The sequence below is a fragment of the Pseudomonas sp. BN411 genome (genome assembly GCF_029871235.1).
Classification (GTDB): Bacteria; Pseudomonadota; Gammaproteobacteria; order Pseudomonadales; family Pseudomonadaceae; genus Metapseudomonas.
In genome coordinates, this window is sequence record NZ_SSOM01000086.1 from 50877 (window position 1) to 62813 (window position 11937).

General features: G+C 65.6%; 10 protein-coding genes. 5 read left to right on the plus strand and 5 right to left on the minus strand.

The features are described 5' to 3' along the window. Positions 1-77 precede the first annotated feature (77 nt). The 5 genes from E8F06_RS28460 to E8F06_RS28480 all read right to left on the minus strand — a co-directional run bounded on the left by E8F06_RS28460 (position 78) and on the right by E8F06_RS28480 (position 4639). On the minus strand, positions 78-1352 hold the full coding sequence (locus E8F06_RS28460) for an aromatic ring-hydroxylating dioxygenase subunit alpha (protein WP_280372497.1): 1275 nt from the start codon (positions 1350-1352) through the stop codon (positions 78-80). A gap of 74 nt (positions 1353-1426) precedes the next feature. Further along, positions 1427-1933 carry a nuclear transport factor 2 family protein gene (locus E8F06_RS28465; RefSeq protein WP_280353052.1) on the minus strand — a complete coding sequence of 169 codons (507 nt, stop codon included), beginning with the start codon at positions 1931-1933 and terminating at the stop codon, positions 1427-1429. Between the two features lie 5 nt (positions 1934-1938). Next, positions 1939-2301, minus strand: coding sequence for an IacB protein (locus E8F06_RS28470; protein WP_280372498.1), 363 nt, complete (start codon positions 2299-2301; stop codon positions 1939-1941). A 27-nt stretch (positions 2302-2328) separates the two neighbouring features. Further along, positions 2329-3501 carry an acyl-CoA dehydrogenase family protein gene (locus E8F06_RS28475; RefSeq protein WP_280372499.1) on the minus strand — a complete coding sequence of 391 codons (1173 nt, stop codon included), beginning with the start codon at positions 3499-3501 and terminating at the stop codon, positions 2329-2331. Between the two features lie 25 nt (positions 3502-3526). Beyond that, a complete protein-coding gene (locus E8F06_RS28480; protein WP_280372500.1) occupies positions 3527-4639 on the minus strand; it encodes an amidase in 1113 nt (370 codons plus the stop codon). Positions 4640-5377: 738 nt separating this feature from the next. On the opposite strand from E8F06_RS28480, the gene E8F06_RS28485 reads away from it, so the two are divergent. The 5 genes from E8F06_RS28485 (at position 5378) to E8F06_RS28505 (ending at position 11873) form a co-directional block, all read left to right on the plus strand. Then, positions 5378-6529 carry an ABC transporter substrate-binding protein gene (locus tag E8F06_RS28485; protein WP_280372501.1) on the plus strand — a complete coding sequence of 384 codons (1152 nt, stop codon included), beginning with the start codon at positions 5378-5380 and terminating at the stop codon, positions 6527-6529. Between the two features lie 119 nt (positions 6530-6648). Continuing rightward, complete coding sequence (locus E8F06_RS28490; protein WP_280372502.1) at positions 6649-7686, plus strand: branched-chain amino acid ABC transporter permease; 1038 nt, start codon at positions 6649-6651, stop codon at positions 7684-7686. After that, the gene (locus E8F06_RS28495) at positions 7683-9482 is read left to right on the plus strand and encodes a branched-chain amino acid ABC transporter ATP-binding protein/permease (protein WP_280372503.1); all 1800 of its coding nucleotides are present in this window, start codon (positions 7683-7685) and stop codon (positions 9480-9482) included. The genes E8F06_RS28490 and E8F06_RS28495 overlap by 4 nt, the downstream gene beginning before the upstream one ends. Beyond that, a complete protein-coding gene (locus E8F06_RS28500; RefSeq protein ID WP_280372504.1) occupies positions 9482-10273 on the plus strand; it encodes an ABC transporter ATP-binding protein in 792 nt (263 codons plus the stop codon). Before E8F06_RS28495 ends, E8F06_RS28500 begins: the two co-directional genes overlap by 1 nt. Before the next feature lie 49 nt (positions 10274-10322). Further along, a complete protein-coding gene (locus E8F06_RS28505; RefSeq protein WP_280372505.1) occupies positions 10323-11873 on the plus strand; it encodes a methyl-accepting chemotaxis protein in 1551 nt (516 codons plus the stop codon). The last annotated feature ends 64 nt before the right edge of the window (positions 11874-11937 follow it).

The following is an 11937-nucleotide window of genomic DNA, read 5'->3' on the forward strand; positions in this document are numbered from 1 at the left end:
TTTCTCTCAAATAGTGCGTTTCGTGGCGACGCCATCCCTTGCCCCTCTCCCGCTGGCGGGAGAGAGGCGGATGAGGGTCAGACCGACATCATCTTTTTCCACTGCTGGTAGGCAGCGCGCATGCCGGTCTCGGCGCTCACGTCGCTGATCAGCCCGTCCTCGCTCGGCTTCTCGCCGGGCAGGCCGCGGTTGAGCATGATCCAGAGGTCGGTGCCCGCCTGGGCGCCCTTCTGCACGCGCTCCCAGGCCTCGGAATCGTCCGGGGTGCCGAAGCCCATGGGGCCCTGGAAGTGTTCGTGCAGGCGCAGGCGGTAGCGGTTGGCCACGGCCGGGCCGCCGTCCATGGTGATCACCGCGTGGTGGATCTCGGTCTCGTTCACCGAGACCGGTTGCAGCACGCGGAAGAAGGCCATGGAGCAGGCCACGTTGGGGAACAGGTTCAGGTTGAAGCCGGAACCGCCCACGGCGCGGACGATGCGGCGCACCTGCTGCTCCTCGATGCCTTCGGCGCGAAGCTCTTCGGCCAGGGCCTCGAAGCGCTCGGGGATCGGCTGGTCGAGGTTGGCTTCCAGGTCCACCAGCTCGGGGATCATCACCATCACGCTGTGGCCGTTGCCGAGGTCTTCGACGTAGCCCGGGCCCTTAACGAAGTCGAAGAGTTCCAGGGTCTGCTCGTCCACCGAGGACAGGAACGACTTGTGCACCAGCGGGAAGTGGTAGGCGTCGGTGGTGTTTTCCAGCTGGATCTTCCAGTTGCCGGGGAAGCGGAAGCGGTGTTCACCGGAAACCTTCACGCCGTAGCCGGCACCCTGTTTCATGAACAGGTCGATCCACTTCTTGGCTGGGCCGAGGAAGTCCACCAGCGGCTCGATGTCGTCCTTGAAGGTGGCGAAGATCATGCCGTTGTATTCCTCGACACGCAGGCTCACCAGCGGCAGCTCGCCCTTGTCCAGGCAATCGGCGTAGCTCTCCGGGTGCGGCACGCCGCGCAGGCTGCCGTCCAGGGCGTAGCTCCAGCCGTGGTACGGGCAGACGAAGCTGTTGGCCTTGCCCTTCTTGTGTTCGCAAACGGTTGCGCCACGGTGGCGGCAACGGTTGAGCAGCACGTGCACGTCCTTCTTGCGGTCGCGCACGACGATCACCGGCTGCTTGCCGATGTAGGTGCTCTTGTAGCTGCCGCCTTCCGGAATCTCGCTGGCGTGGGCCACCCAGATCCAGGTGCTGTAGAAGACCTTTTCCAGCTCTTCGTCGAAGATGCGGGCGTCGGTGTAGAGGGAGGTGTGCACGCGGTCGTGCAGCACCAGGTCGGCCGGCGAGCTGGCCAGGTTCACGGTTTCGATCAGGTTGGTCACGATCACTCCTCGTCGACGCAAGGCGCCGACTTACACAAAGTTCTTGTTGGCGGCTTCCTACAGGGATGCCGTCGTCATTTGCCGGGTACCGGCAGGTGCGCGTCGCTGTTCCACGCCTCCACCGGACGGCTGAACAGGTTCTCGGTCTGGAAATGCGCCATGCGCCAGGCGCCCTCCTCCTCGCGGAACTTCACTGTCAGGCGCGCCGCATTGAGGTGCGAGGCTCCGCTGGCGAAGGTGGAGGTCTGCAACATCACCCAGCTGCCGACCGCTTGCGCGCCTTCGACGCGGATCAGCTCGGAGCAGAGGAAGTGCACGTTCAGGGCGAAGTGCGCCGGCTCGACCATGTAGGTGGCGAACATGGCGCGGATCGCCTCGCGGCCCTGGTAACCACCGAAGCTCTTGGCGTACTTGGCACCCTTGCCTTCCCAGACGGCGTCGGCGGTGAACAGGCCGGCCAGCTCATCCAGGGGCGTGCGGGCATCCAGTGCGTCGCAGAGCTCCATGTAGCGGTTCATGCAGGCGCGCACGGCGTGTTCGCTTTCCAGTTGGCGCAGGCGTTGCTCAAGGGCTTCGGTCATGGCGGTCACGCGCGCTGGATGATCAGTTCGCGGCCGGTGCGGGCCTCGACCTTGGCGTAGCGCCACAGCTTGTAGGTGCCATCACCCACCGGCGTGGTGCGGAACAGGTTGCAGGCGGCGTGCACGGTTTCGATGTCCGGTACGTCGGCCAGCAGGTAGGTGGTCCAGGGGTAGCCGGTGCTTGGTCCGACCATGCTCTGGTCGTCGTCCATGTTGCCGAACACCTTCACACCGGGCAGGTCGTGGATGCCGTTCCACATCGCGCTGAAGGCCGCCCAGACCTGCAGTTGCTCTTCGCGCGGGGCGTCGAAGAAGTTCTGGTTGATGCCCATGCAGAACAGGACGCGCAGGGCTTTCTTATCGCTCATCGAAATCACCGATCAGTCAGTTGGAATTCACAGGTAGCCGGGCAGCGGCTTGTTGCCGAAGAAGATCGCGCCGGCGTTCTGGTAGGTCATGTCGCCCATGAAGGCGTGCTGGGTGATCACCAGGGTGTCGTTGACGAAGCGCGACAGCGGGTTGTCCCGGTACACGCCGGTCATGCCGGACAGCATCTGTGCGGTACGCGCCACTTCGGCGGACACGCGGGTGGCGTGGGTGGAGGACAGGCGCAGCAGGTTGGTCTGTTCCACGCTCACCGGGTCGCCGGCCAGCAGGCTGGCCCAGGCGTTTTCCATCGCCTCGTAGAACCAGGCGCGGGCGGCGCGCAGTTCGGCTTCGGCCTTGGCCATTTGCATCTGCGCCAGCGGGCGGTCAGACAGGGCCGGAGCGCCAGTGACGGAGAAACGGCCGGTGGCCATGCCGGACAGGTAGTCCAGCGCGGCACGGGCGACGCCCAGCCCCACGACGGACAGCACCTGGGTGGCGAAGGACAGGGACGGATAGCGGAACATCGGCTCGTCGAGGTTGGACGGGCCACCGCGGACGAAGGTCCATTCCTCGGGCACCACCACGCCATTGATCACCACGTCATGGCTGCCGGTGCCGATCAGGCCGACCACATCCCAGGTCTCCTCGATCTTCACCTTCTCGCGCGGCATTACCGCCAGGCGCGGCAGGCCGACGGTGTCACCGTTCTTCGGGCTGATGCCGACGCCGATCAGGTTGGCGCCCATGCAGCCACTGGAGAATTTCCAGCGCCCGTTCACTTCCAGCCCGCCCTCGACGAAGGCGGCCGGCTGCGGCGGGAAGATGCCACCGGCGAACACCACGTCCGGGCCGTTGGCGTAGACCTTTTCCAGGGTCGCCAGCGGCAGCGCGGCCAGGTACACCGGATTCATGCCGAAGCTGGCGACCCAGCCGGCCGAACCATCGGCGGCGGAGATGTCCTCCACCATCTGGCAGAACTCCATCGGCGAACGCTGGTCGCCACCGAAGCGGGTAGGCACCAGTGCGCGATAGACGCCCAGTTCCTTGAAGCGCTCGATCACGTCCTGGGAAATGAATTTCTGCCGGTCGAATTCCTCGCGCCGGGCACGCTCGCGGATGTCGGCGAGCAGTGCCTGGAATCCTTCACTCGCGGTAATCGGGGTGGGGCGCTGGTAATCCAGCTCGCTTAGCGAAGACATGGGGCTCTCCAGGTGGGCTTCTTGGTTATTGTTCGAGGCGCTGCACAAGCTCGCGGGCGACTGCCAGCAGCAGTTCATCCGCGCCCTTGGCGGCAACGAGTTGCAGACCCACCGGCAGCTTCGAGGCGCCCTCGAAAGGAATGCTCAGTGCCGGGTGGCCAGTGAGATTGAAAGGCCGCACGAAAGCGGTCATGCCGATGGCCGCGCGGGTGTCGGCGGCATCCGCCACCAGCGCCGGGTAGTCCGGCATGGTCGGCAGCGCGAGGATCGGGCAGCGTGCCAGGGCGGCATCCACCTCAGCAGTGAAGGCGGCGCGGACGGCTTCGGCGTCGGCCACGGCGGCGTCGGTGGTGTCCTTGGCAGCCAGCAGGCGCGAGGCGACATCAGCGCCCACCAGCCCGGATTCCACCAGGTGGCCGCAGGCGTTCCAGGTTTCCCGGTTGATGATGGCCAGGCCCGCGTCATAGGCGGCCTGCATGCCGGGCAGCGGCGCACTGAGCAATTCGAAATCAGAGGCTTCCAGCACGGCATCCAGCGCCGCCTGCACTTCCGGATTGGCCTGTACCGGTACGACGCCAATGCGGACGCCACTCACCGCCGGTAGCGCATCAAAGGAAGGATCGATGGCAGCCATGGCCTCGATCAGCATCTGAATGCTGGTGGCGAAGGGGCCGACACAATCCAGGGAAGTCTGTGCCGGCATCACACCGGCACGGCTGACGCGGCCGAAGGTCGGCTTGAGGCCGAACACGCCGCAGCAGGCCGCCGGCACGCGCACCGAACCACCGGTATCGGTGCCCAGGGAAAAGTCGCAGAGACCTGCGGCGACGGCAGCAGCCGAGCCACTGGAAGAGCCACCAGGCACGCGGCCGGGATAACGCGGGTTTTCCGCCGTGCCGGTCCAGGCATTCAGGCCGGTGGTGCCGAAAGCCAGTTCATGCAGGCTGGTCTTGCCGGTGATGCAGCAGCCCGCATCCAGCAGCGCCTGGACCACATCGGCATGGCGCAGGGCATCCGGCGCTTCTTCCAGCGCGCGACTGGAAGCGCGGGTGGGATGGCCGGCGATATCGATGGTGTCTTTCACCATCACGGTTCGCCCCGCGCCACCCAGCTCCAGTCGCTCGACCACTATCGTCATCTGCATCACCCATTGGCGTTCTTGTTGGTGCTCGACCACCCCGTCGGAGGTGTCGATTGCGTAAATCCAGAATCGAAAGAATTACGTGAAATGTCAATTGAATTATCACTGGAAACTGAGTGTGTAGATTAGGTGCATTTTCACGTAACAGAGCACCATTTACGTGCATTTAGGTAACAGCTATAAAATGGATATTTCACGCAAACTATATAAATAAATGCTTTATTTTCAATTAGTTACTTATCCGATAAGAATTATTCACATCGCGCACAATGAAAATTTAATCGCGTATCTTCTCCTCAAACCTGATCGATTATCGAACGGAATATTTGAAATTTATTGCGGATTTTTTAGCGATAAATAGGTTCTTTTTTTATCCTGAAAAACCACAAGAATCAGCCAGGAAAACGCCCTGCAAAGGACGCTGGAAAGCCGATTGCCACTGGCATGACGTCGGTTGGCAGAAAGGTCCGATGGGAGAGTCAGCAAGCACTGGCTTGAAGGGAAAGCAGGAGGGCTAAACGGAGCTGCCTCGGCACTGCACCGCCATGGCGCAGGTTTTTCTGGCACGGGAGCTGCAATTTCGCTTCCCGCCGAGCGGGATACCCGCCGGTAGCGCCACAAGGCGCCAGAACAACAAAAGGGCGGCAAGCCATCCGCACATCCATGCCCTTCGGGACCTGGAGCACCCTGCGGACCACTGCCCCTCGAATAGCCTTGCAACCCTCGGAGAACGTCATGCTCTTCAAACAAGCCATGTCCACCCTGCTTCTCAGCGCCGCCGTCCTGGCCAATGTCCAGGCCGAAGTGAAAGTCGGTGTCATTACCTCCTCCACCGGGCCCCTCGCCCTGGTCGGGCTTCCCCAGAAGAACTCGACGCCGCTGCTGCCTACCCAGGCCGGCGACCAGAAGGTCACCTACATCCCCCTGGATGACGGCAGCGATCCCACCGCTACCGTGAAGGCGCTGAAGAAACTGATCAGCGAAGAAAACGTCGATGCCATCATCGGCCCAAGCGGCTCGCCCAACGCCATGGGCGTGATCCAGTTCGTCGCCGAAGCCGGTGTGCCGCTGCTGGCGCCGGTAGGTACCGCTTCGGTGGTGCTGCCGATGAACGAGCAGAAGAAGTGGGTGTTCAAGACCACCCAGAACGATGACCTGATCGCCAAGGCCCTGGTGGAGGACATGGGCGCACGCGGCGTGAAGACCCTGGGCTTCATCGGCACCGCCGATCCTTACGGCGAGAACTGGTCCAAGGTGATGGGCGCGCTGGCCGCCGAGCACGGCATCAAGTTGGTGGCCAACGAGCGCTTCCAGCGCCAGGACACCTCCGTCACCGGTCAGAGCCTGAAACTACTGGCCTCTCGCCCTGACGCCGTACTGGTCGCCGCGCCGGGTAGTGCTGCGGTGCTACCGCAGACCACCCTGTTCGACCAGGGCTATCGTGGCCAGATGTACCAGACCCACGGTGCCGCCCTGCCGGACTTCCTCAAGCTCGGTGGCAAGAAGGTGGAAGGCACCATCCTCGCCGCCAGCCTGATGCTGGTGCTGGACGAGATCCCCGACAACCATCCCTCCAAGCAGGTCGCCGGTGAGTACGTGGCCGCCTACGAGAAGTTGAACGGCAGCAAGCCGGCCACCTTCGGCGCCAATACCTACGACGCCGGCCTGCTGCTGCAGAAGGCCATTCCGCAAGCTGCCGCCAAGGCCCAGCCGGGCACCCCGGAGTTCCGCGCCGCCCTGCGTGACGCACTGGAGGCGAGCCACGAGCTGCCCGCCACCCAGGGCGTCTACAACATGACCCCGGAAGACCACAGCGGTTTCGACGAACGCGGCCGTGAGCTGATCCAGGTGAAGAACGGCACCTGGACCCTGCTCGGCCGCAACTGATCGCCGTATGCCCCGCGCCGCTCCGTAGGGTGGCGCTTCAGCCCACCTCCGCCTGGTGGGCTGAAGCCCACCCTACCGGGCCTGCCGGGGTTATCCACCCCGCAACATGAGTTCCCACCATGAATCTCCAGATAGCCCTGCTGCTCGGCCAGGACGGCATCACCAACGGCGCCATCTATGCGCTGCTGGCCCTGTCGCTCCTGCTGGTCTTCACCGTCACGCGCATCCTGCTGATCCCCCAGGGTGAGTTCGTTACCTACGGCGCCCTGGCCATGGCCAGCCTGCAGGCCGGTCAGCCCACTGCGCTGGTGTGGCTGCTGCTCGGCCTGACCTTGGCGGACTGCGCCATGGACCTGTTTGACGCGACCCGCGCCAGCCGCGGCTTCCGCTTCCCGAAACGGATAATTCCCAAGCTCGTCTATGCCCTGGCCATGGTCGGCCTGGTCCGCAACCTGCCACTGGCCGAACTGCCCATGGCGATCCAGGCACTGCTCACGCTGGCTCTGGTCGTACCTCTCGGCCCGCAGCTCTATCGCCTGGTGTTCCAGCCGATTGCCTCGGCGAGTTCGCTGGTGCTGCTGATCGTCTCCATCGCCGTGCACGTGGCCATGGTCGGCATCGGCCTGCTGATGTTCGGCCCCGAAGGCGCGCGCACGGCGCCCTTCTCCGAAGCCGGCCTCACCCTCGGCCCCGTGACCTTCAACAGCCAGACCCTGTGGGTGATAGCCGTGTCCCTCGCGCTGATCATCAGCCTGTTCCTGTTCTTCGAACGCAGCCTCTACGGCAAGGCCCTGCGCGCCACGGCGGTGAACCGCCTGGGTGCGCGACTGATGGGCATCTCGCCGACGCTCGCGGGCAAGGCCACCTTCGCCCTGGCCACTTTCATCGGCGCACTGTCGGGCATCCTCATCGCCCCCATCACCACCCTCTACTTCGACTCGGGCTTCGTCATCAGCCTCAAGGGTTTCGTCGGCGCCATCATCGGCGGCCTGGTGAGCTACCCGGTGGCCGCCCTCGGCGCGCTGGGCGTGGGCCTGATCGAGGCGTTCTCGATGTTCTGGGCCAGCACCTACAAGGAAATCATCGTCTTCACGCTGATCATCCCCTTCCTGCTCTGGCGCTCCCTCACCAGCCGTCACGTGGAGGACGATGAATGAAACCGCGTTACCTGATCCTCGCCCTGGTGGCCGTGCTCGGCGTTGCGCCGCTGGTGCTGCCGCCCTACTACGTCACCCTGCTCAACTACATCGGCCTCTACACGCTGGTGGTGCTCGGCCTGGTGCTGCTCACCGGCGTCGGCGGCATGACCAGCTTCGGCCAGGCCGCCTTCGTTGGCCTGGGCGCCTACACCAGTGCCTACCTGACCACGGTGCAGGACCTGCCGGGCTGGCTGGCCTGGGCCAGCGCATCGCCCTGGCTCACCCTGCTGGTGGGCCTGGTGCTCACCGGTGCGGTGGCCCTGCTGCTGGGCGCGCTGACCCTGAAGCTTTCCGGGCATTACCTGCCGCTCGGCACCATCGCCTGGGGCCTGTCGCTGTACTACCTGTTCGGCACCGTCGAATCCCTCGGTGGCCACACCGGTGTCAGCGGCCTGCCGTCCATCTCCCTGTTCGGCTGGGAGCTGAACAAGGGCGAGGAGATCTATTACCTGATCTGGGCCGTGATGCTCTGCGCCATGCTGATCACCCAGAACCTCCTGGACTCCCGCGAAGGCCGCGCCATCCGTGCCCTCAAGGGCGGCCAGCTGATGGCCGAATCCATGGGTGTGAACACCTTCCGCGCAAAGATGGTGATCTTCCTCATCTCCGCCCTGTTCGCCGCCGTCTCCGGCTGGCTCTACGCCCACACCCAGCGCTTCGTGAACCCCACCCCCTTCGGCCTGCACATGGGCATCGATTACCTGTTCATGGCGCTGATCGGCGGCGTGGCCAGTGTCTGGGGTGCGCTGCTCGGCGCCGGCGTGCTGACCATGCTCAAGCAGTGGCTGCAGGACCTGCTGCCGCAGCTGCTGGGCAGCACCGGCAACTACGAGGTGATCGTTTTCGGCATCGTCATTGTGCTGCTGATGCAGCGCGCGCCGGGCGGTCTCTGGCCGCTGCTGCTGCGCCTGGTGCCGGATGCCTGGAAACCGCGCAAAGCCGCCCGCGATCTGGACGACGCAGCCGAACTGCCGCGCCGCGAGCTACCGACAGCCGGCGAAGTGCTGCTGGAAGCCCGCAACGTCACCCGACGTTTCGGTGGCCTGGTGGCCAACAACGAGATGAACCTGGATGTGCGCGCCGGGGAAATCCTCGCCCTGATCGGCCCTAACGGTGCCGGCAAGAGCACCCTGTTCAACCAGCTGTCGGGCGTGGACACCCCCACCTCGGGCGACGTGCTGTTCCGTGGCCAGCGCATCAACGGTATCCCGTCGCGCGCGATCGCCCGCATGGGCATGAGCCGCACCTTCCAGCATGTGAAGCTGCTGCCGGAAATGAGCGTGCTGGAGAACGTCGCCATCGGCGCGCACCTGCGTGGCCACAAGGGCGTGCTCAGTGCAGCCCTGCGCCTGGACCGCAGCGAGGAGGCCGAACTGCTCGCCGAAGCCCGCCGCCAGCTGGAACGGGTCGGCCTGGGTGACTACCTGCACGTGGAGGCCGGCAGCCTGGCCCTGGGTCAGCAGCGCATCCTCGAAATCGCCCGCGCCCTGTGCGCCAACCCCTGCCTGCTGCTGCTCGACGAGCCGGCCGCCGGCCTGCGCCACAAGGAGAAGGAAGCCCTCGGCGTGCTTCTCAGCCGTCTGCGCAGCGAGGGCATGGCGATCCTCCTGGTGGAACACGACATGGATTTCGTCATGGGCCTGGTGGACCGGGTCGTGGTGATGGAATTCGGCCAGCGCATCGCCTACGGCCTGCCAGCCGACGTACAGAAAGACCCGGCGGTGCTGGAAGCCTATCTCGGAGGTGCTGAGTGATGAACATGCCGATTCAAGACCTGAAGCAACCGGAAAACCTCGCCACCAACCCGGTGCTGGAAGTCAGGGACCTGAGCGTCGCCTACGGCAAGGTGGAAGCCCTGTCCAACGCCAGCCTGCGGGTCGGCCAGGGGCAGATCGTCACCGTGATCGGCCCCAACGGCGCCGGAAAGACCACCCTGCTCTCCGCCATCATGGGCGTGCTCGGCTCCCGTGGCCGGGTCGCCTTCGACGGCAGCCTGGAGGCGGTGCCGGAAGTGGAAGTGATGGTGTCGCGCGGACTCGGCCTGGTGCCGGAGAAGCGCGAGCTGTTCGGCAGCATGACGGTGGCCGACAACCTGCTGCTGGGCGCCTTCCAGCGCCACCGCAGCGGCAAGCGCGACCATGGCGAAACGCTGAAGGAGGTCTACGACCTGTTCCCGCGCCTGTGGGAACGCCGCGACCAGCTGGCCGCCACCCTCTCCGGTGGCGAGCGGCAGATGCTCGCCGTGGGTCGCGCGCTGATGGCCAAGCCCAAGCTGCTGATGCTCGACGAACCCAGCCTGGGCCTTGCGCCGCTGATCACCCGCGAGATCTTCCGCATCATCACCACCCTGCGCCAGCAGGGGGTTTCCATCCTGCTGGTGGAACAGAACGCCCGCGCCGCCCTGCGTGTGGCCGACTACGCCTACGTGCTGGAGACCGGCCAGATCGCCATGCAGGGCCCCGCCGCGCAACTGGCCGATGACCCGCGCGTGATCGAGGCCTACCTGGGCCTGGCCAGCAAGCACCAGGAGATGCTCGCCAGCTGACGATGCTTAGGCCCGGCCGCAAGGCCGGGCCCCGTCCACGGAGGACAACATGGAACCATCCCCCGCCCCGGTTTTCGCGGAACCCCCGATTTCCCGCCTCGATCCGGAAGGCCGCCTGCTGCACTGCAACGACGCCTACCTGGACATGTGCGGCTACCGCCGCGAGGCGTTGCTGCATCAGCCCTTCAGCAGCATCAACCACCCCGGCATGCCCGCCGTGGTCATCGAACGCATGTGGCGGACCCTGCGCGCCGGCATGCCGTGGAACGGTCCGCTGATGGGCCGCCATCAGGAAGGCGGTGTGTTCTGGAGCGACCTCTACGTGGTGCCGCTGTTCGAGGGCGGCCAGCTGGTAGCGCTCGGCACCGTCTATCACCCCATGGACCGCGCCAGCTGCCTGCGCGCCGACGCCCTTTATGCGCGCCTGCGCCAGGGCAAGCCGGCCGAGCCCACCGCGACACGGGCGCTGCGCCTGCTGGGCGAACACAGTGTCGCCGCACTGACTGCCCTGGGGCTGGCCGGCGCGACCCTGGCCGGACAACTGGATGCCGGGCTCAGCCTGGCCCTGCTCGGTGGGCTTGGTGCCATCAGCCTGCAGGCCGCCCATGTGCGCCAACGCGGCGTGACCCAGGGCCTGGCGAGTTATCCACAGGTCTATAGCGACCCGCTGCTGGCACCGGCCTACAGCCCGCGCGGCGGTGCTGATGCCCTGCTGGACATGGCCATGGGCAACCTGCAACTGCGTCTGCGCACGGTGATGGCGCGCATCCATATCAACGGCGACATCCTGCGCAGCCGCGCCGGAGAGTCCTCGGTCCTGGTGGCCAGCGAGGCCGGTCAACTGGAGCGCCAGCTGGAAGAAACCGAGCAGTCGGCGGCGGCCATCCAGCAGATGAGCAGCACCATCCAGGAGCTGTCGCGCAACCTCCAGCACAGCGCCGGCGCCACCCAGGCAGTGGACGACCTGGCCCGCGACGGCGAGCGACTGGCCAGCCAGAGCCAGGTGTCGATGCAGGCATTGCGCGGAGCGGTGGAAGACATCGGCCAGGCCGTCGGCCAGCTCGCCGAGTCCATCGATTCCATCAGCGGCATTGCCGACGTGATCCAGAGCATCGCCGAGCAGACCAACCTGCTGGCGCTCAACGCCGCCATCGAGGCCGCCCGCGCCGGCGAGTCCGGCCGGGGCTTCGCGGTGGTGGCGGACGAGGTGCGCACCCTCGCCTCGCGCACCCGCGATTCCACCGAGCAGATCCAGCAGTCCATCGAGCGCTTGCGCAGCGGCAGCGCCCAGGCCCTGGCCACCGCGCAACGGGGTGAACAGGCGGCGCAGCAATCGAGCACGGATGTGGAGCAGGTGCGCGATGCCCTGCGGCGAATCAGCGGCGAGGTCGGCCAGATCAGCGGCATGAGCCTGCAGATGGCCACCGCCATCGAGGAACAGGGCCAGGTGGCCGAGGAGATCAGCCGGCAGATCGCACGGATCGCCGGACTCGCCGAACAGAGCGCCGGCCAGGCCCAGCGCAGCACCCAGATCGGCGAGGAACTGCACCAACTGGCCCACTCCCAGCTCGACCTGGCCCAGCGATTCCTGCACGGCTGAACACGACCGGCTGCCCTCTCGGGAGCCGGCGTTTCCTGATTGGGGTCAAGGTAGCGCCATACGG

Excerpts from the sequence above, each read along its gene's own strand:
- E8F06_RS28465 (WP_280353052.1), bottom strand. The coding sequence starts at position 1,933 with ATGACCGAAGCCCTTGAGCAACGCCTGCGCCAACTGGAAAGCGAACAC.
- E8F06_RS28470 (WP_280372498.1), bottom strand. The coding sequence starts at position 2,301 with ATGAGCGATAAGAAAGCCCTGCGCGTCCTGTTCTGCATGGGCATCAAC.
- E8F06_RS28475 (WP_280372499.1), bottom strand. The coding sequence starts at position 3,501 with ATGTCTTCGCTAAGCGAGCTGGATTACCAGCGCCCCACCCCGATTACC.
- E8F06_RS28480 (WP_280372500.1), bottom strand. The coding sequence starts at position 4,639 with ATGACGATAGTGGTCGAGCGACTGGAGCTGGGTGGCGCGGGGCGAACC.
- E8F06_RS28485 (WP_280372501.1), top strand. The coding sequence starts at position 5,378 with ATGCTCTTCAAACAAGCCATGTCCACCCTGCTTCTCAGCGCCGCCGTC.
- E8F06_RS28490 (WP_280372502.1), top strand. The coding sequence starts at position 6,649 with ATGAATCTCCAGATAGCCCTGCTGCTCGGCCAGGACGGCATCACCAAC.
- E8F06_RS28495 (WP_280372503.1), top strand. The coding sequence starts at position 7,683 with ATGAAACCGCGTTACCTGATCCTCGCCCTGGTGGCCGTGCTCGGCGTT.
- E8F06_RS28500 (WP_280372504.1), top strand. The coding sequence starts at position 9,482 with ATGAACATGCCGATTCAAGACCTGAAGCAACCGGAAAACCTCGCCACC.
- E8F06_RS28505 (WP_280372505.1), top strand. The coding sequence starts at position 10,323 with ATGGAACCATCCCCCGCCCCGGTTTTCGCGGAACCCCCGATTTCCCGC.